The organism is Pseudomonas sp. GW821-FHT07E12, assembly GCF_058986605.1.
The window spans coordinates 1-18,753 of sequence record NZ_JBYSVX010000054.1 but is presented as its reverse complement, the minus strand read 5'-3'; the positions used below and the strand labels follow the sequence as shown (position 1 = coordinate 18,753).

Sequence of the window (18,753 nt, the reverse complement as noted above, 5' to 3'; positions counted from 1 at the left end):
GTGTGCTTTCTTTTGGTTACTTTTCTTTGCACAAGCAAAGAACAAGTGACTCGCTCCGAAGGAGCGAAAGCCTTTGCAGTTGCTCTAGCTACCCCTTCAAACCCCAAAAGCAACGTCCATGGATCCCCGCTTTCGCGGGGATGACGGTAGAGAGATTGCGCGGAAGTCACTGGGTTCCCGCCTACGCGGGGACGACGATAGAGAGATGGCGTGGAAGTCGCTGGGTCCCCGCCTACGCGGGGACGACGGCGGAGAGATGCCGCAGAAGAAACAGACGAAGAGCAAGCCGCCACATCCCCACCCACAACACAACAACAGCGCCCACCCCACAACCGAACCCCCCACCCGATTTGCTAGTCTGCGCGCGTCCGCAAAGGAACCTGCATGTCCAGCCACAGCCAGTTCGCCCTCCTGAAGCAGCGCCGCTTCCTGCCCTTCTTCGCCGTGCAGGCCCTGGGCGCCTTCAACGACAACGTCTACCGCCAGGCCATCATCGGCCTGTTGTTCTACCTGGGCATAGACGAGGCGCAGCGCACCCTCTACACCAACCTAGCACCGGCACTGTTCATCCTCCCCTACTTTTTGTTCTCGGCCATCGCCGGCCAGATCGCCGAGAAGATGGAGAAGCAGAAACTCATCGTGATCACCACCACGATGGAGATCGGAATCATGTCGCTGGCCGCGGCCGGCTTCCTGACCCAGAGCATGCCGATCCTGCTGGTCGCGCTGTTCTGCACCGGCCTGCAGTCCACGATGTTCGGCCCGGTGAAATACTCGATCCTGCCGGCGGTGCTCAAGCCGGAAGAACTCACCGGCGGCAACGGCCTGGTCGAGATGGGCACCTCGATCTCGATCCTGTGCGGCATGATCATCGGTGGACTGGTGTTCCAGATCGCCGGCGCGCATGGACCGCAAGCCGCTGCCACCGCGGTGATCGCGATCGCCGTGTGCGGCAACCTGTGTGCCCGCATGATCCCCAAGGTCGATGCCGGCGCGCCGGAACTGAAAGTACGCTGGAATCCGGTCCCGGAATCGCTGGCGATCATGCGCCTGACCCGCAAGACGCTGGCGGTGCGCAACGCCATCCTCGGCGTGTCCTGGTTCTGGTTCATCGGCACGGTGCTGACCGCGCAGCTGCCCAGCTACGCCGAAATCAATCTCGGCGGCCAACCGGGTCTGTACGTGTTCGCACTGGCACTGTTCTCGATCGGCACCGGCACCGGCTCGCTGCTGTGCGAAAAGCTGTCCGGCCGCACCGTCGAAATCGGCCTGGTGCCGCTGGGTGCATTCGGCATCAGCGCATTCCTGCTCGATCTGTACTTCGCGCGGCCCGGCCATGCATTGGTGAGCGACCTCACTCTCAGCCAGTTCGTCCACCAGGCAGGCAGCATCCGGATCATGTTCGATCTGGTCGGCATCGGCGTGTTCACCGGCTTCTTCGTGGTGCCGTTGTTCGCGCTGATCCAGAGCCGCACGCCCAAGACCGAACTGTCGCGGGTGATCGCCGGGCTCAACATCCAGAACTCGTTGTTCATCGTGGTCGCCGCGCTGCTCGGTATCGCCGTGCAGCGCCTGCTCGGCTGGAGCATCCCGCAGGTGTTCCTGGCGCTGGCGATCGCCAACACATTGGTGGCGATCTGGATCTTCAGCATCGTGCCCGAATTCCTGATGCGCCTGCTGAGCTGGATGATGGTGCGCACGCTGTACCGGCTGCGCCTGCACGGCATCGAGCGCAGCGTGCCCGACGAGGGCGCCGCGCTGATCGTCTGCAACCACGTCAGCTACATGGACGCGCTGATCCTGTCGGCGACGATCCCGCGCCCGGTGCGCTTCGTCATGTACTACAAGATCTTCAACATCCCGGTGATGCGCTGGATCTTCCATACCGCCAAGGCAATCCCGATCGCCGGCGCGAAGGAGAATCCCGAACTGATGCAGCGCGCGTTCGATGCCGTCGATGCGGCGCTGGCCGAGGGCGAGCTGGTGTGCATATTCCCGGAAGGCGCGCTCACCAGGGACGGCGATATCGCCGCCTTCAAGTCCGGCGTCGAGAAGATCCTCGCGCAGCGGCCGGTACCGGTGGTGCCGATGGCGCTGCGCGGGATGTGGAGCAGCATGTGGAGCCGGCGTGATTCACGGCTGGGCCGCATGCGCGTGCCGCGACGCTTCCGCGCGCACATCGACGTGGTCGCCGGCGAGGCGATGCCGGCCGACAGCAGCGCCGAGGCCCTGGAGGCACGCGTGCGGGCGCTACGCGGCGACCAGGCCTGAGCGCGCGGCGGCCGGATGTCTTTGCGCTCCTTCACGCTCGCCGTTACGCTGTAGCCGTTCACGCGGCGAGCCTGTCACCACGCCGCGCGTGTAAGGGGAATCCACCACCGGGGAAGGCGACACGGATACCCGATCCAGCACCGATACCGGCCGCCGTCCTTCAACATCCCGTTGATGCTCGTGTTCGTAGGCTTCATCGCCGCGCCTGCTGTGTGGGGCCGTGGCGATGATCGTCTCCCTGCTCACCGCTGCCAACGCCTGTAAGACACGCTGGTCCCGTACCACCACCCAAGGAAACAGGAGTTCCACATGAGCGCAGTACCTCCGATTGTCCAACCGCCGGTCGCCCCGTCGCAGCCGATCCAGAACTACCTGGTGTGGTCGATCATCTCGACCGTCATCGCCACCTGTCTGTGCTGTCCGCTCGGCCTGGTCGGCATCGTCGCGATCGTGTTCTCCAGCAAGGTCAACACCCTGCTCAACCAGGGCGACATCGATGGCGCCCAGCGCGCATCGAAGAACGCCAAGACCTGGTGCTGGGTGGCAACCGCGCTCGCCATCATCGGCCTGATCATCAACATCATCTGGCTCGCCACCGGCGGCACCCAGGCTTACATGCAGTTCCTGCAGCAGTACCAGCACTGAAGCATCGGCCTTGAAAACCCCGACGTGGCTCAAGGTCACCGGACTGGCATCGGCCGCGCTCGCGGCCGGTGCCGGTATCTGGGTACTGCGCCACTACGATCCCAACGTGGCGGGAAATCCGTTTCCGCCCTGCATGTTCTATGCGATGACCGGGCACTACTGCATCGGCTGCGGACTGACGCGTGCCCTGCATGCGCTGGTGCATGGCGACATCGTGCGTGCCTTCCACATGAATCCGCTGGCGATGACCACCATGCCGCTGATGCCGCTGATGGTGGCGTGGTCACGCGGCTGGCAGCCGCGCATCCTGCAGCCGCTGATGCGGGTCGTGCTGGAACCGAAGCTATGGCTGGTGCTGTTGCCGGTCTACTGGATCGCCCGCAATCTGCCGTGGCCGCCCTTTACCTGGCTCGCGCCGATCTGACGATCACGAACCACCGTGGAGCCGAGCCTGCTCGGCTCTACAACCCCATGCTGATCGTCACGCCACCCAGCCGGCGATCACCAGCAGCGCCAGCACCACCATCCACAGCAGCAGCACCCGCCACACCAGGCTCATCGCATCGCGCACCTCCGGCAAGCGGCGCCACACCGGCACCAGCCCCGCATCGGTGTAATCGTGCGCCTCGTCGCGCAGCTCGGCACTGACGCTGGCCCGCGCCACCGCGCCAAGAAACGCCGGCTCCAGCGACCAACGGTTGCCATGCGCCTCGCGCCAGGCGCGATACACCGTATCGAAGTTGCCCACCAGCGCCATCGACAGCGTCATCAGCTGCGCCACCGGCCACTCCAGCGCGGCCAACAGCCGGTGCGCGCCTTCCCGATTGCGTTCGGGCAGGCGTTCGGACAAGGCACCTTCCACCAGCTGTGCGTTCAGGCGATACAGCAGTGCACCGAATGGCCCCAGCAGCAGGAACCAGAACATCACCGCGAACCAGCGCCGCAGCGCATTGACCACGACCGCAGCCACCAGCGACGGTGCGTCCTCGTGCAGGCTGCCGCCCGCCGCCTGCAGGTGCGCGATCGCCAGTCGCCGTGACGACATGTCGTCGGCATCGATCACCGCTTCCACATCGCGATCGAGATCGCGTGGCCCCCAGGTCCAGACCAGCACCAGCACGCCGAACAACAGCGACAACGCCCCATACCCGACGCCAGAGAACAGCCATTGCAGCAGCAACACCGGCAACAACGGCGGCACCAGCGCCAGGGCCACGCCATAGAGCCCGCGCCAAGCGCCCAGCCCGTCGGCATGCGAGTCCAACCAGCGCACCCAATGCTCAAGCCAGGCGAAACGACGCAGCGACGCCGCCAGTGCCGGAGCAACATGCCCCAGCGCAAGCGCGACGATCACGGCAACCAGGGTGGTGAACATGTCCGATCCTCCTCGACCGATTCTATGCATGCCCCTCGCGACGGTCGTGTCATCGAGAGGCCGCCATCAATTGCGTGCGTGGAACCAGTGCTCGATCAACGCCCGCGCGATCGAGATCGGCGGCGGCAGGCTGATGGCTGCACCATCATCCTGTGTATCACGCGCCAGCGCCGCAGCCACTTCGTCACGGCTGAACCAGCGCGCGTCCTCCAGCTCGCCATTCACCTGCGGCAGCTGGCCAGACGCGGCGACCGCCTGGAACCCCAACATCAACGCGCCCGGGAACGGCCACGGCTGGGCACCCAGGTAACCGCAGCCCGCGATCCGGATCTGGGTTTCCTCGAACACTTCACGCGCCACGGTCTGCTCGAGCGATTCGCCCGGCTCGACGAAACCGGCGATCACCGAGTAACGGCGCGGCGCCCAGCTCGCCTGCCGCCCCAGCAGCAGATGCTCGCCGTCACCGACCGCCACGATCACCGCAGGGTCCACGCGCGGATAGTGCTCAGTACTACATTGCGCGCAGTGGCCGATGAAACCGGCGCGGCGGAACGCGATCGCGCCTCCGCAGACACCGCAGAAGCGGGTGCGCGCCTGCCAGTACGACATCCCGCGCGCGTAAGCGAACGCGCTCGACGTGGGTGCGTCCCAACTGGTCGCCGCCAGGCGCAGGTCGATCCGCCCGGGTGCCTGCACCGCAACCGCCGCTGCATCGACGCAGAACCAGCCGCGCCCGTCCTGCAGACCGAGGAAGATCGCCGTGCCGGGGCCGCCGCCGAGGTCCGCGCCGGTCAGCAGCAGCGGCCCACCGTCCTGGTCGGCGAAGGCGGTGCCGTCCTTGTCCAGCACCAGCACGCGTCCGGCGTCCCACAGCGCAGCGATGGCGACGGGGTCGTCACGCAGCGTATCGGCACGGTCGAGCGGCTCGCTGACAAAGGCGAACCCGGAGAAGGTCTGCGAAAGGAAGTTCGACATCCGCTGAAGCGTGCCGGCATTCGCATGGCATCGCAACCGTGCCGTCAGGCGTTCAATTCAATCGCCGAAGGCCACGAGCCCCATACCCCGGCTCACCGCCGCTTCGAGAAGGTCGCGCATCACACCGAACGCAGCCAGCGCCTGCCGGTTCCCCTCCAATGCACGCGCGTTCGCCGTGAAGGTTCCCAGCAATATCGCCACCTGCGCGGGCGCCAGCAGCGAATCCTCGAAATACCTGAGATCGGCACCCGCCTGCCGCCCCTTGTCGAACAGGGCGGCTAGCGAACGGTGCGCATCCAGATCGATGGAGCCGGCGCGTTCCAAGCGCGCCGGATCCACGGGCATGAACGTGATGGCGGGGTCGGCGTAGTAGATATCCAGCATCTTCAGTCAGTCCCGTCGCCACACATCGTCATCCCCGCATGGTCGGGGAACCGGCGACGTTCGAACAGGGGAAGCAATGGCACCGAAGACGCAAACCGCTCCGCCATCGTCGCCGGAGCTATCTGCGCAGCGCAATCAGACGCTGAAACTGCTGCCGCAGCCGCAGGTGGTCCGCGCGTTCGGATTGCGGATCACGAACTGCGCGCCGGTCAGGCTCTCGGTGTAGTCGACCTCGGCGCCCATCAGGTACTGCAGGCTCAGCGGATCGACCAGCAGCGAGACCCCGTCGGTGTCCACCGCCAGATCATCCTCGGCGCGGTTCTCGTCGAACTCGAAGCCGTACTGGAAGCCGGAACAGCCACCGCCCTGGATATAGACCCGCAACGCCAGGTCGGCATTGCCTTCGTCCTGGATCAGCTCGCGCACCTTGGCGGCGGCAGAGGAGGTGAAGTTCAGCGGCCGGTCCAGCGACTGGTAGTCGGGAGCCGGTGCGGCCGTGGGCAGGGAGACGAGCGTACTCATGGGCGCAGGATGGGGACACCCGCGCCAGTTATCAAGCGCTGGCGACCGCGGCTTCCAACGCCTCTTCATGCACCGGCGACGGCAGCGCGGCGACCGCGCCGGCGTGGATCAGCCGTCCGGTCAGTTGCGCGCCGGCACTCATCTCGACCACCTGGTAGTGCACGTTGCCCTGAACACGCGCATTGGCGGCCAGCTCGACCTTGTCCGAAGCATGCACATCGCCGGTCAACCGACCATTGATGATCACCACCGGGGCACGGATCTCACCCTCGACGATACCGGTCTCGGACAGCGTCACCGCGGCCTGCGCCCCGTCCTCGGCGATCACCTTGCCGACCACGCGGCCCTCGATGTACAGCCCGCCACTGAACGTCAGGTCGCCGCGGATCACCACCTGCGCCCCGATCAGCGTATCGACCACGGTCTGTTCGCCGCGGCTGGATTTGTTGCCAAACATGCCCTACTCCCCCGCGTCGCTGCCGACGCGCTTCCAATCGAAGGTCTGGTTCACCGGCGTCCCACCACCGGAGAGGGAGATTCTCACACGTTGCGGGGTGAAATCCTTGGGCAATATCACGCTGCCGCCCAATTGCTGGAAATAGCGGAACGAGTAGTCCTGCCCCGGCGCACCCGGCTTCTGGTGCAGGTCGTCCCAGTTGACCGTCGTCAGCTTGCCGGCACGCACGCCCTCCACCGAGAAGCGCAGCTGGCCCTGGCTGATCGCGCCACGGTTGAGATTCTGGGTCAGCACCGTGGTGTAGCTCCAACTGCCGCCGGCCTCCGGCTCGAACTCGATGGAATGCACGTTCAGGCCCTTGCGCTGGCTGGTCGAGCCGACCAGGCGCTCATAGAACGCCACGTCGGCGCGCAGCGCGGCGATCTGCTCGTCGCGCTCGGCCAGCGAGGACTGGATCTCGGAATTGGCCGCGCGGCTGATCTTGTCCGAGACGGTCAGGTTCACCTGACGCTGTTTCAGCTCCTCGATCTGGCGCGCCTGCGTGGCTTCACGCCCGCGGGCCTGGCTCAGTTCCGCTTCCGCCTCGGCCAGCCTGGGCACCGCGCTGCGGCTGGCCCACCACCAGGTCAGCCCGAGCGAGATCAGCCACAGCGCCACGAAGGCACCGGCCCACCAACGCCACTGAGGTGATGTCCCCGACGAGGTCTTCTGCATGATGCGGATACGCGGTCTGGGTTGGCTCATCGTGGGGAGGATGCGGCCGGAACACGGCCAGATATCCTGAAACGGGAACGGTCTGGCAGTGTAAACCACCGCCCGGACCTGTCCGTCGGAGCAGCATGACGCGGCATCGGAAGGGCTCCCGGGAGCCCCTGGCCTCCAGGACGCCCTCGCTCGGGATCCGGCAGCCCTCTGGTACCGCGGACGCGCTTGACGGATAGTCTCCAATCTCCGCCTGCGCCCGGGAGTCTGGCGTGAACGAAGCGCATCTTTTCGTCATCGGCATCCTGCTGGCCTGGCTGGCCGGCATCCGTGTCTACCTGACCGTGTTCGGCGTCGGCCTGGCCGGTCTGCTCGGCTGGGTCGATCTGCCGCCGGCCCTGCACGCGACCGAGTCGTGGTGGGTGCTGGGCACCTCCGGTGCGCTCGCGCTGGTCGAGTTCTTCGCCGACAAGATTCCCGGCGTGGATTCGGTCTGGGACCTGCTGCAGACCTTGGCGCGCATCCCGGCCGGCGCGTTCCTCGCCGCGGCGATGCTCTCCCCCGATGGTCACCTCGGTGCCGGTGCACTGGCCGCGGGCGCCGGCGTCGCGCTGGCCAGCCACGGGCTCAAGGCCGGTACGCGGGCGCTGCTGAACACCTCTCCGGAGCCGGCCAGCAACTGGATCGCCTCGATCACCGAGGACACCCTGGTGACCGCCACGCTCGCGCTTGCACTGGCGCATCCGGTGCTGGCGCTGATCTTCGTGCTGACGGTGAGCCTGCTCGGCGCACTGCTGGTGTGGTGGGTCTGGCGCCTGCTCTGGCGCGGCATGCAACGCCTGGTCGCGCCCCTGCGCGCGCCCTCGTCGCCCGGCGGTCCAAGCTCCCCGCTGCCTTGAAGTTCATCGCATAATCGTTGCCCTTGCAGGGAGTCCTGATGGCCGATCGAAATCCGGTGTCTTCCCCGTTGCGCGAGAATGCCAATCCACGCGGCCGCAACGCCGTGCGCGCCGAGACGCCGCCGGCCGATCACTGGCAACGCTGGGCGAAGGGGTCGGCCGCCGCACCCACACCGCAACCGGAAGTCGCCAGCCTCGTCACTGCGGCTGCGCCCGCTGCATCGGCACCGACGCCCGAGCTCCCGGCCTCGGTATTGCCGGAGCTGCCGACCACCAGCGACGCGCCCTACCGCATCCTGATCGTCGAGGACGACCGTTCGCAGGCGCTGTTCGCACAGAGCGTGCTGCACGGCGCCGGCATGCACGCGCAGGTGGAGATGGCCGCGGCCAACGTCCAGCAGGCGATCCAGGAGTACCGGCCGGATCTGATCCTGATGGACCTGCACATGCCGGACCTGGACGGCCTGCGCCTGACCGCCCTGATCCGCCAGCATCCGCAGCACCAGTTGTTGCCGATCGTGTTCCTGACCGGCGATCCGGATCCGGAGCGCCAGTTCGAGGTCCTCGACAGCGGCGCCGACGACTTCCTCACCAAGCCGATCCGGCCACGTCATCTGATCGCCGCGGTCTCCAACCGCATCCGCCGCGCGCGCCAGCAGGCCCAGCTCAGCCAGCCCACACCGGCCGCGGTCGCGACCAGCAACCCGGAAACCGGCCTGTCCACGCGCGCCCATCTGATGCGCCAGCTCGGCCAGATCCTGGACGAACGCACGCCGGCCGGACTGTTCTTCATCGAGATCGCCAGCGCGCTCGGCCTGCGCGAACGCTTCGGCTACGCCGCCTTCGAGCGCCTGATGACCCAGGCCGGCCATCGCCTGGCCACCGCCGCGCAATCGCACTCGCTGGCTCGATTGAGCGACAACAGCTTCCTGCTGCTGGCACCGCGCATGCAGTCGGCACAGATGGAAGCCTTCGCCGGCGATCTGCGCACGCAACTGGCGGCACAACCCTTCCCGATCCGTGATGACGAGGCCGTGCACCTGCGCTGCGTGATCGGCTTCGCGCCGCTCTCGGAGGAATTCGGCGACGCCGGCAGCGCGCTGGAAGCGGTCGAGCGCACCGCACTGCAGGCACGCCTGGACAGCAACGGCATCCAGCGTTACCTCCCGGCCGACGCATCGAACCACGAAGACCATCTCAAGCTGGTCGCAGGCCAGCTGGAACTGGCCTACCAGCCGATCGTCGCGGTGACCGGCGGCGGCGGCGCCCAGTACCAAGTCCTGCTGCGCCTGCGCCAAGCGGACGGCACGCTGCTCTCGGCCGGACAGATCGTCCCGGCGGCCGAGGCGGCCGGTCGCATCGTCGACCTCGACCAGCAGGTGATCGAACACGCACTCGGACTGCTGCACACCTATCAGCATGCGACGCCACCGCTGCGCCTGTTCGTCTCGCAGTCGCCGCGCACGCTCGCGCGCGAAGCCTTCATCGACTGGTTGCTGAAATCGATCGAGCAGCGCGCGATCCAGGGCACCTCGCTGGTGATCGACGTGCGCCTGCACGACGCGCTGATCCACACCGTCACCCTCGAACGCTTCTGCGCACGGTTGATGCCGCTCGGCGTGCAGTTCTGCATCAGCCAGTACGAGCCCGGCCCGGATGCCAATGCACTGCTGAATCACCTGCCCCTGGGCTACATCCGCCTGGCCTCCCGCTTTGCCGGCAGCCACGCCGACGCGCGCCTGGGCGGCGAACTGCGCGAGACCATCGAACTGGCGCACCGGCACAGCCTGCAGATCATCGGCCAGCAGATCGAGGATGCACAGTCGGCGGCAGCGATGTGGATGAGCGGGGTGGACTTCATCCAGGGCAACCTCGTGCAGTCCGTTGGCAGCGATCTGAACTTCGATTTCCAGAACGCGGTGCTGTGAGTCGTGGCCACGCCCATCAACCGCACCGCAGCCTTCTGGCTTGGCCTCTCGGCCGCGGTAGCGGCACTGGCCTGCATCGCGGCGCTGCTGCTGCGCGTCCAGGGCCCGTGGTTGTGGGCATTGGCACCGCTGGTGCTGGTAACGCTGTTCGCCACGCTACGGCTGGTCGGCGGGCTGCGTGAGCAACGCCAGCGCGAACTGGCGCTGGGGAAACAACTGAGATCCGCCGAGCAGGAGCGCGACAGCCTGCGCCAGGAGCTGCTCCGCCACGACCAGCTTGAACAGCAACTGCTGCAGGCCAAGCAGGCTGCCGAAGCGGCGGTGCTGGCCAAGGGCGAATTCCTCGCCACGATGAGCCACGAGATCCGCACCCCGCTCAACGGCATCCTGCCGATGCTGGACCTGATCGCGCGCGGCCCGCTCGGGCTGGACCAGCGCGACATGCTGCAGACCGCCACCGCCAGTTCGATGCAGCTGCTGCGCATCGTCGATGACATCCTCGACTACTCCAAGCTCGAAGCCGACAAGCTCGAACTGGAGATCACTACCTTCAACCTGCGCGAAATGCTCGAAGGCGTGGTGCAACTGATGCAGCGCGCCGCCGAAGACAAACGCCTCAAGCTCTCGCTGCAGATCGATCCGGCGGTACGGCTGTCGGTGCGTGGCGATCCGGTGCGACTGCGCCAGGTGCTGGGCAACCTGATCAGCAACGCGGTGAAGTTCACCGAGCGCGGCCATATCGAGCTGCAGGTACAGCGGCTCGGCGAGGCCAAGGCCCAGCACCTGCTGCGCTTCCAGGTACAGGACACCGGCATCGGCATCGCCGCCGAGCAGCAATCACGGCTGTTCCGCTCCTTCACCCAGGCCGATGCCTCCACCACCCGCCTGTACGGCGGCACCGGCCTCGGCTTGGCGATCTGCAAGCGCATCATCGATCTGATGGGCGGCAGGATCGGCGTGGATTCCGCGCCCGGCGCCGGTTCGAGCTTCTGGTTCGAGATTCCGCTGCTGAAGGTGATCGGCGACCTCGGCGCCAGCACCACGACCGCACGCGGTCGCCGTGGCCTGCTGGTTTCCAGCGATGCGCGCCTGCTGCAACGGATCGCGGGCCTGCTGAGCAGCTGGGAACTGGATGTGCAGAGCGTGGAGACCACCCAGGAAGCCCTGGAACACCTGCGCACGAACGGCGCCTCCGCGCATGCCGGCTACAGCTTCGTGATCGCCGACCACGACACCCTGCGCTACAGCGCACGCGCCCTGCAGCGCACGCTGGCGCGCCAGGAATCGGGTCAAGCCCGGTTGATCTGGCTGTACGGCGAGCACGCCCTGCCCGACGAAATCCAGCAGCATCCGGATCTCATCCCGCGCAACACGCCGGACGCCAGCATCCACAGCCTGCTGTTCCCGCCCGAGCCGGCGGCCACCAACCCGGCCATGGTGATCCCCACGCTGGCCAGCGTGCCTGCCGATACGCGTCCATCGTCCACCTCCGCCCGCCCGACCCGGATCCTGCTGGTCGAGGACAACGCGGTGAACATGCTGGTCGCGCGCAAGATCCTCGCTTCGCTGGGGCACGACGCCGAGACCGCCGGCAACGGCGAGGAAGCATTGGCCATGATGGCCAACGCCCGCTACGACCTGGTGCTGATGGACTGCCAGATGCCGGTGCTGGACGGCTACGCGGCGACCCGGCGCTGGCGCTCGATGGAATCGGGCCAGCCCGCGCGTCCGCTGCCGATCATCGCCATGACCGCCAACGCCATGGCCGGCGATCGCGAACGCTGCCTGCATGCCGGCATGGATGACTACCTGTCCAAGCCGGTCTCGCGTGACCAGCTGGCCGCGTGCCTGGCACGCTGGCTACCGCCGCAGTCCACCCGATCCGGCACGCCGGTACCAGCGCCGACAAGCCCGCCGGAGCCCGAAGTGGCCGCCAATGCCAGCCAATCGGCCGCGCTGCCGGTGCTGGACACCGATGTACTCGACGAACTTCATGAAGTGGCCGGCGCGGAAACCGCGCGCATCATCGCGCTGTTCCTGGAAGACGTCCCGGGCCTGATCGGTCAGCTCGAAGCCGCCGCGACCACCGGCGACATCGACAAGCTGCGCGATGTCGCCCACATCCTCAAATCCTCCAGCGCCAACGTCGGCGCGATCGCACTGTCCAACGCCGCGCGACGGATCGAACTGGCCGCGCGTACCGGCAGCCTGGAGCGGCCGGGCGTGCTGGTCGCACTGGCCATCGCCGAGAACGCACGCGCCCGCGTCGCCCTGAGCGGCTACGCGGGACGACTCATTTCGGCCGTCGTCCCCACGCGCTGAGGCAGCTCTCAGTCTTCCAGCTTGGCCAGCAGGTAATTCGGCTCGCCGATGCGCTCGACCAGATCCAGCTGCGTCTCCAGCCAGTCGATGTGCTCTTCCTCCTGCTCCAGGATGTCGGCGAACAGCTGGCGGCTGACGTAGTCGCTGACCGACTCGGCATAGGCGATCGCCTCGCGCAGCACCACCACGCCTTCGCGCTCAAGCGTCAAATCGCAGCGGAACATCTCGCTCGGGTTCTCGCCGATACGCAGCTTGCCCAGCGCCTGGAAGTTCGGCAGCCCCTCGAGGAACAGGATGCGATCCGACAGCTTGTCGGCGTGCTTCATCTCCTCGATCGACTCCTTGTACTCGTGCTCGGCCAGTTCCTTCAGGCCCCAGTTCTTCAGCATCTTGGCGTGCAGGAAGTACTGGTTGATCGCAGTGAGCTCGTTGTAGAGCACCTTGTTGAGGTATTCGATGACCTTGGTATCGCCTTTCATGCGATGTTCTCCGGCGGTGAGGCCGGCGAACTCTAGCGCCTTCGTCGCTTCGATGAAGAAACGCGAATCGTGCTCAGTTCATTCGAAGGTCGCATGACGGGTAGAGCCAAGCTTGCTCGGCTGATGCGTTCCCGGTAAATCCGCAGCCGGGCAAGCTCGGCTCTACGGGATCGGCAGACGGCTCAGGCCGCGCTGGCCAATCCAAGCATCGGCAGCGGCAAGTCGCGGACCGCGCGCAGCTGCGTCATCAGATCAGCGGCCATGTCCAGGCAGGAGCCACAGTTGGACCCGCAACCGGTGCGCATGGTGAGTTCGGTGACGCTGGCGCAGCCGTTGGCGACTGCTTCGCGGATCTGGTGGTCGGTGACCCCGTTACAGATGCATACGTACACGTTCGAAAGCCAAGGCTCGCACCCCGGAATCAGGGGCTCGGGCATTCAATCTCAAACGAGAATAGTTGTCAATTCCAATCGTGAATCATTCAATACCGGACACGCGCGGGCCGAATCGGCGCTTCCGCGAGCGCTTGCGCGGCCGGTCGTGGCCGGCGCTGCTGCCGGGCAGCCAGGCTTCCTGGGCCCGCTCCGGCATCGCCCCGACCCCGCCCTCGGCAATCCCGCGCGCCAGTGGCGCCAGATGTCGCAGCGCCCGCGCGTAGACCCCACGCTTGAATATCACCACGTGCTCGACCGGGTACCAGAAGTCCACCCAGCGCCAGTGATCGAACTCGGGGGTGTCGGTGTGGTCAAGCTGCAGATGGGATTCGTCCCCGGTCAGCCGCAGCAGGAACCAGACCTGCTTCTGGCCGATGCAGACCTGCTTTTCGCCATGGCGGATCGCCCGCGCGGGTAGCCGATAGCGCAGCCAGCCCGGCGTCGCGCCGAGCAGCTCCACGTGCTCGGGCAACAGCCCGGTCTCTTCACGCAACTCACGGTACATGGCCTCGACCGGCGTCTCGTCGCTATTCATGCCGCCTTGCGGGAACTGCCAGCCATCCCGGCGCACACGGCGCGCCCAGAACACCTGTCCGTCCTGCCGCATCAGCACGATGCCGACATTGGGCCGGTAGCCGTCCGGATCGATCACGATGCGGACTCCTGAAAATCTACTGTCAACGACTCTGCCACGCCGGATCGAAGCCCACAAGCTTCACAGAAAGCCGTTGACAACAATCGACCGCATCATCAAAATTGGCGGTTCCCTAGGCTATGTAGCTCAGCCGGTTAGAGCACAGCACTCATAATGCTGGGGTCGGTGGTTCGAGTCCACCCATAGCCACCAAGGTTCTCAGCCTGCTTCAAGCATGCGATAATTTTGGAGCAACAAGTTTTGCCCCGTCGCCAAGCGGTAAGGCACCTGACTCTGACTCAGGCATTCGGTGGTTCGAATCCATCCGGGGCAGCCAAATCCAAGAAGGCCTGATCGCAAGATCAGGCCTTTTTCTTTGCCCGTTCCACGAGACTCGCAGGAGCGGCTTTAGCCGCGATGAAGCTTCCCCGGCATGGCCTCATCGCGGCTAAAGCCGCTCCTACGGGAAGCGGAAATGCAAAAGCCCGGCATGAGCCGGGCTTTTGTTGAAACATCCAGTTCGGGCGACTCGCGCCACCCGGACCAGGCACCAATGAATCAGCGCTTGGAGAACTGGCTGGCGCGGCGAGCCTTGTGCAGACCGACCTTCTTGCGCTCGACTTCACGGGCGTCGCGGGTGATGAAGCCCGCCTTGCGCAGCTCGGACTTCAGCGTCTCGTCGTACTCGACCAGCGCGCGGGCGATGCCCAGGCGGATCGCACCGGCCTGGCCGGTGGTGCCGCCGCCGGTGGCGGTGACGAGGATGTCGAAGCTCTCGGTGTTCTTGGTCAGCTCCAGCGGCTGGCGCACGATCATGCGCGCGGTCTCGCGGCCAAAGAACTCGTCCAGCGGACGGCCGTTGACGACGATGTTGCCGGTGCCCTTGCGCAGGAACACGCGGGCAGTGGAGGACTTGCGACGGCCAGTGCCGTAGTTCTGAGTGATAGCCATGATTAGATGTCCAGGACCTGCGGCTGCTGAGCGGCGTGCGGATGGTTCGAGCCGGCGTAGACCTTGAGCTTGCGATACATCGCACGACCCAGCGGCCCCTTGGGCAACATGCCCTTGACGGCGATTTCGATCACGCGCTCCGGGTGGCGCTCCAGCGCCTGGGCCAGATTCTCGGTCTTCAGGTTGCCGATATAGCCGGTGAAGCGGTGGTACTGCTTGTCCTGCAGCTTCTTGCCGGTGACGACGATCTTCTCGGCATTGATCACGACCAGATAGTCGCCGGTATCAACGTGAGGGGTGTAGACGGGCTTGTGCTTGCCGCGCAGGCGGCGGGCCAGCTCGGAGGCCAGACGACCCAGCGTCTTGCCGGAAGCGTCAACGAGATACCAGTCGCGCTGGACGGTCTCGGACTTTGCGGTGAAAGTGCTCATAGGAAACTCAAGTTAGGTCGGGCTCATTGCGGCACTGAAACCACCGGAACTCTGCCACGCGTTGTGAAGGGTGAAACGCAAGGGGCGGAATTATACGGACTTCCCCGATCCAGTTCAAGTCAGGGGGTCGGCCGCTGGCCCGGGGGCGGTTTCCGGGGGAAAATCGGACCATCCTCACCGCCGACATGCCCATGCCCCGCCTGAATACCCCGCTCGATGACCTGTTGATCGAAGCCCAGCGCGCGCTCGACACGGTGTTCGGCAATCCCCCGGCGCTGCGTGCCAACCCGGCCGGGCAGACCCCCGACCTGGACCTGGACGCCCCCGCCCGACGCCATGCCGCCGGACTCATGCGGATCAACCATGTCGGCGAGGTCTGCGCGCAGGGCCTGTACTTCGGCCAGGCCGCGGTCGCCCGCGACCCGATCACCCGCGAACACATGCTGGAAGCGGCCCAGGAGGAAACCGACCATCTGGCCTGGTGCGCCGACCGCCTGCACGAGCTGCACAGCCGCCCGAGCCTGTTCAACCCGCTCTGGTACGCCGGCAGCTATGCGCTGGGCACGTTCGCCGGGCTGGCCGGCGACCCCTGGAGCCTGGGTTTCGTGGTCGAGACCGAGCGCCAGGTCGAGGCGCACCTGGACGAACACCTGGAAACGCTGCCGGCCGACGACCTGCGCAGCCGCGAAATCCTGAAGGTGATGAAGGCCGACGAGGCCCGCCACGCCGACCACGCCGAGCAGGCTGGCGCGCGCATCCTGCCGCCGCCGATCCCGCGCGTGATGGCGTTGGCCTCCAAATTGATGAAGGCGGTTGCCTACCGGCTCTGAGGCCTGATCGAAACAGGCCGCCTTTGTTAATGAGGGCATGCCAAAGGCGCGGGGTAGGCCGCAATGGCGCCGGAACCCCAGGCTTGCCGCACAAATTTGCGGGGACAGGCCTGCTGCACAGGCCTGACTACGAAACCAGCTTCAAGCCGATCACGCCGGCGACGATCAGCGCGACGCAGGCCAGACGCGCCGGCGAAGCACTGTCATTGAAAAGCAGGATGCCCAGCACCGCTATGCCCATGGCGCCGATACCCGTCCAGACCGCATAGGCGGTGCCGACCGGAATGCTCTTCATCGCCTGACTCATCAGATACAGGCTGATCAGCGCCGCCACCACCGTGCCTACCGTCGGCAATGGCTTGCTGAAGCCCTCCGAGTACTTCAACCCCAAGGCGAAACCGATCTCGAACAGGCCGGCCAACAACAGATAGATCCAGGGCATCTCACACCTCCAATCAAGCAAAACAGGTGAATCCCCGCACATGGATGCACGGGTTCCCGCGAAGGATTCGCCAAAAAGAAAGCGGCCCGATGCTTTCGCACCGGGCCGCCGTCGGCTCTGATCCGCGACTTGCGTCGCGCGGCGGGCCGTCCCGCCTGTCAATTCGTGGCGCCGATTCTAGCCATCGGCGACCGAACCGGATGTAACCCTCACTCGGCCAGGTTGCGGCCGTGGAACAGTTCCTCGATCTCGCGCTTGAGCAGCGCCTCGATCTTCATGCGCTCCTTGAACGAGAGGTTCTTGGCCTTCTCTTCGAACAGGTACTGGTCCAGGTCGAAGTCCTTCAGGTGCATCTTGGTGTGGAAGATGTTTTCCTGATAGACGTTGACGTCGAACATCTCGTAGCGCGACTTGACGTTCTTGGCCAGGAAGTTCTGGATCGAATTGATCTTGTGATCGATATAGTGCTTCTTGCCCTTCACGTCGCGGGTGAAGCCACGGACGCGGTAGTCCATGATCACGATGTCCGAATCCAGCGACTCGATCAGGTAGTTCAACGCCTTCAGCGGCGAGATCACGCCGCAGGTGGCAACGTCGATGTCGGCGCGGAAGGTGGCGATGCCTTCCTGCGGGTGCGTCTCCGGATAGGTGTGCACGGTGATGTGCGACTTGTCCATGTGCGCGACCACGGCATCGGAGATCAGCTCCCGGCCGGCCTGCTTCTTGTCGATCACCGGCTCTTCGGAGATCAGGATCGTCACCGAGGCACCCTGCGGGTCGTAGTCCTGACGGGCGATATTGAGAATGTTGGCACCGATGATCTCGGCCACATCCGTCAGGATCTGGGTCAGGCGGTCGGCGTCGTACTGCTCGTCGATGTACTCGATGTAGCGCTGGCGCTCTTCTTCGGTACGGGCGTAGCAGACGTCGTAGATGTTGAAGCTCAGCGCCTTGGTGAGATTGTTAAAACCTTGCAACCTCAGGCGAGGCAACGGCTTGACCACGGCGGTCGATCCTATTGAGAGACGGGAAAGGGGCGAATTATGAGGCAAAGCGCTCAGCAACGAAACGTCAAGTGCCAGAATGGTTTACGTTGGACGATCCATCCCGTTAAGCTTCCGACGATTGAGCTGCGGAACTGTCATGAGCCTAGTGAATCCCCACATTGTGACACCGGCACGTCAAGGCGTCCCACCACTGGCATTGGACACCGTGACGGTCGAGCGTTTTCTCGCCCATAGCCACCGGCGCCGCTACCCGACCCGGACCGACGTGTTCCGCCCGGGCGACCCGGCCGGCACGCTGTATTACGTGATCAGCGGCTCGGTGAGCATCATTGCCGAGGAGGAAGACGACCGCGAACTGGTGCTGGGCTACTTCGGCGCCGGCGAATTCGTCGGTGAGATGGGCCTGTTCATCGAATCGGACGTGCGCGAGGTGGTACTGCGGACCCGAAGCCAGTGCGAACTGGCCGAGATCAGCTACGAACGCCTGCACCAGCTGCTGCAGGGCGCCCTGGTCGCCGACGCGCCCCGGCTGCTCTACGCCATCGGCTCGCAGCTGTCCAAGCGCCTGCTTGACACCACCCGCAAGGCCAGCCGGCTGGCGTTCCTGGACGTGACCGACCGCATCGTGCGCACCCTGCACGATCTGGCCAAGGAACCGGAGTCGATGAGCCACCCGCAGGGCACACAGCTGCGCGTGTCACGCCAGGAGCTGGCGCGACTGGTCGGCTGCTCGCGCGAGATGGCCGGACGCGTGCTGAAGAAGCTGCAGGCCGATGGCCTGCTGCATGCCCGCGGCAAGACGGTGGTGCTGTACGGGACGCGCTGATTGAGCGCTTTTGCGCATTCGCGCAAAAGCCCCACGGTTCGCTGCGCGAACCGTGGGCCCCGGCTCATGAGCTTCCGATCCCCGCGCCTGTCGGCGCGCGCCCCTTACCAAGGGGCGCTCTCCTCCAGAATGTTCACCGGGATCCGGACGGCTGCTGGCGCGATCTGGACGCTGTCTCGGTAGGAGCGGCTTCAGCCGCGATGGGGCGTTCCCGGTAACGCCCCATCGCGGCTGAAGCC

20 protein-coding genes, 2 tRNA genes and 1 pseudogene are annotated in these 18,753 nt (G+C 65.7%); 10 read left to right on the top strand and 13 right to left on the bottom strand.

Annotation, left to right across the window (positions count from 1 at the left end; translation table 11 throughout):
• Positions 1–384: 384 nt before the first annotated feature.
• The 3 genes from AC3WJE_RS19805 (at position 385) to AC3WJE_RS19795 (ending at position 3,340) form a co-directional block, all read left to right on the top strand.
• Positions 385–2,271: an MFS transporter gene (locus AC3WJE_RS19805; protein WP_493732553.1), complete on the top strand. Its 1,887-nt coding sequence runs from the start codon at positions 385–387 to the stop codon at positions 2,269–2,271.
• Between the two features lie 309 nt (positions 2,272–2,580).
• Positions 2,581–2,916, top strand: coding sequence for a CD225/dispanin family protein (locus AC3WJE_RS19800; RefSeq protein ID WP_493732552.1), 336 nt, complete (start codon positions 2,581–2,583; stop codon positions 2,914–2,916).
• Positions 2,917–2,926: 10 nt separating this feature from the next.
• A complete protein-coding gene (locus AC3WJE_RS19795) occupies positions 2,927–3,340 on the top strand; it encodes a DUF2752 domain-containing protein (RefSeq protein ID WP_493732551.1) in 414 nt (137 codons plus the stop codon).
• 57 nt (positions 3,341–3,397) lie between these two features.
• Here AC3WJE_RS19795 and ampE read toward each other — a convergent pair whose 3' ends face one another.
• The 6 genes from ampE to AC3WJE_RS19765 all read right to left on the bottom strand — a co-directional run bounded on the left by ampE (position 3,398) and on the right by AC3WJE_RS19765 (position 7,373).
• Positions 3,398–4,291, bottom strand: a complete 894-nt coding sequence (gene ampE / locus AC3WJE_RS19790; RefSeq protein ID WP_493732550.1) for a regulatory signaling modulator protein AmpE — start codon at positions 4,289–4,291, stop codon at positions 3,398–3,400.
• Between the two features lie 66 nt (positions 4,292–4,357).
• On the bottom strand, positions 4,358–5,266 hold the full coding sequence (nudC, locus tag AC3WJE_RS19785; RefSeq protein WP_493732549.1) for an NAD(+) diphosphatase: 909 nt from the start codon (positions 5,264–5,266) through the stop codon (positions 4,358–4,360).
• A 57-nt stretch (positions 5,267–5,323) separates the two neighbouring features.
• The gene (locus AC3WJE_RS19780) at positions 5,324–5,650 is read right to left on the bottom strand and encodes a hypothetical protein (RefSeq protein WP_493732548.1); all 327 of its coding nucleotides are present in this window, start codon (positions 5,648–5,650) and stop codon (positions 5,324–5,326) included.
• A gap of 135 nt (positions 5,651–5,785) precedes the next feature.
• Complete coding sequence (erpA, locus tag AC3WJE_RS19775) at positions 5,786–6,172, bottom strand: iron-sulfur cluster insertion protein ErpA (RefSeq protein ID WP_493732547.1); 387 nt, start codon at positions 6,170–6,172, stop codon at positions 5,786–5,788.
• A gap of 31 nt (positions 6,173–6,203) precedes the next feature.
• The gene (locus AC3WJE_RS19770) at positions 6,204–6,629 is read right to left on the bottom strand and encodes a bactofilin family protein (protein ID WP_493732546.1); all 426 of its coding nucleotides are present in this window, start codon (positions 6,627–6,629) and stop codon (positions 6,204–6,206) included.
• A gap of 3 nt (positions 6,630–6,632) precedes the next feature.
• Entirely contained in the window at positions 6,633–7,373 is a 741-nt protein-coding gene (locus tag AC3WJE_RS19765; protein WP_493732545.1) for a DUF6776 family protein, read from the bottom strand.
• Positions 7,374–7,603: 230 nt separating this feature from the next.
• Between AC3WJE_RS19765 and AC3WJE_RS19760 the strand changes: the two genes are divergently transcribed.
• The 3 genes from AC3WJE_RS19760 to AC3WJE_RS19750 are packed head-to-tail and all read left to right on the top strand — an operon-like array spanning position 7,604 to position 12,480.
• Complete coding sequence (locus AC3WJE_RS19760; protein WP_493732544.1) at positions 7,604–8,230, top strand: DUF4126 domain-containing protein; 627 nt, start codon at positions 7,604–7,606, stop codon at positions 8,228–8,230.
• Between the two features lie 38 nt (positions 8,231–8,268).
• Entirely contained in the window at positions 8,269–10,158 is a 1,890-nt protein-coding gene (locus AC3WJE_RS19755) for an EAL domain-containing protein (RefSeq protein ID WP_493732543.1), read from the top strand.
• Between the two features lie 3 nt (positions 10,159–10,161).
• Complete coding sequence (locus AC3WJE_RS19750) at positions 10,162–12,480, top strand: ATP-binding protein (RefSeq protein WP_493732542.1); 2,319 nt, start codon at positions 10,162–10,164, stop codon at positions 12,478–12,480.
• 8 nt (positions 12,481–12,488) lie between these two features.
• On the opposite strand, the gene bfr is transcribed toward AC3WJE_RS19750, so the two are convergent.
• The 3 genes and pseudogenes from bfr to AC3WJE_RS19735 form a co-directional block, all read right to left on the bottom strand.
• Entirely contained in the window at positions 12,489–12,959 is a 471-nt protein-coding gene (gene bfr / locus AC3WJE_RS19745) for a bacterioferritin (RefSeq protein ID WP_493732541.1), read from the bottom strand.
• Between the two features lie 182 nt (positions 12,960–13,141).
• Positions 13,142–13,396, bottom strand: a complete 255-nt coding sequence (locus tag AC3WJE_RS19740; protein WP_493732540.1) for a (2Fe-2S)-binding protein — start codon at positions 13,394–13,396, stop codon at positions 13,142–13,144.
• Positions 13,397–13,586: 190 nt separating this feature from the next.
• Positions 13,587–14,045, bottom strand: a pseudogene (locus AC3WJE_RS19735) (RNA pyrophosphohydrolase); the annotation flags it as partial.
• A 118-nt stretch (positions 14,046–14,163) separates the two neighbouring features.
• Here AC3WJE_RS19735 and AC3WJE_RS19730 point away from each other — a divergent pair.
• Positions 14,164–14,240 (top strand) — tRNA-Met (locus AC3WJE_RS19730).
• A gap of 49 nt (positions 14,241–14,289) precedes the next feature.
• A tRNA-Gln gene (locus tag AC3WJE_RS19725) sits at positions 14,290–14,364 on the top strand.
• A 221-nt stretch (positions 14,365–14,585) separates the two neighbouring features.
• Here AC3WJE_RS19725 and rpsI read toward each other — a convergent pair.
• Complete coding sequence (gene rpsI / locus AC3WJE_RS19720) at positions 14,586–14,978, bottom strand: 30S ribosomal protein S9 (RefSeq protein ID WP_493732539.1); 393 nt, start codon at positions 14,976–14,978, stop codon at positions 14,586–14,588.
• Positions 14,979–14,980: 2 nt separating this feature from the next.
• A complete protein-coding gene (rplM, locus tag AC3WJE_RS19715; RefSeq protein WP_493732538.1) occupies positions 14,981–15,409 on the bottom strand; it encodes a 50S ribosomal protein L13 in 429 nt (142 codons plus the stop codon).
• Positions 15,410–15,594: 185 nt separating this feature from the next.
• Between rplM and coq7 the strand changes: the two genes are divergently transcribed.
• Positions 15,595–16,239: a 2-polyprenyl-3-methyl-6-methoxy-1,4-benzoquinone monooxygenase gene (coq7, locus tag AC3WJE_RS19710; RefSeq protein ID WP_493732537.1), complete on the top strand. Its 645-nt coding sequence runs from the start codon at positions 15,595–15,597 to the stop codon at positions 16,237–16,239.
• Positions 16,240–16,366: 127 nt separating this feature from the next.
• Here coq7 and sugE read toward each other — a convergent pair whose 3' ends face one another.
• Both sugE and speD read right to left on the bottom strand, forming a co-directional pair.
• On the bottom strand, positions 16,367–16,681 hold the full coding sequence (sugE, locus tag AC3WJE_RS19705; RefSeq protein ID WP_493732536.1) for a quaternary ammonium compound efflux SMR transporter SugE: 315 nt from the start codon (positions 16,679–16,681) through the stop codon (positions 16,367–16,369).
• Between the two features lie 209 nt (positions 16,682–16,890).
• Positions 16,891–17,673, bottom strand: a complete 783-nt coding sequence (gene speD / locus AC3WJE_RS19700) for an adenosylmethionine decarboxylase (protein WP_493732554.1) — start codon at positions 17,671–17,673, stop codon at positions 16,891–16,893.
• Between the two features lie 151 nt (positions 17,674–17,824).
• Here speD and crp point away from each other — a divergent pair, with 151 nt between their 5' ends.
• Positions 17,825–18,514 (top strand): cAMP-activated global transcriptional regulator CRP, encoded by a 690-nt coding sequence (gene crp / locus AC3WJE_RS19695; RefSeq protein WP_493732535.1) that lies wholly within the window; start codon positions 17,825–17,827, stop codon positions 18,512–18,514.
• Positions 18,515–18,753 lie beyond the last annotated feature (239 nt).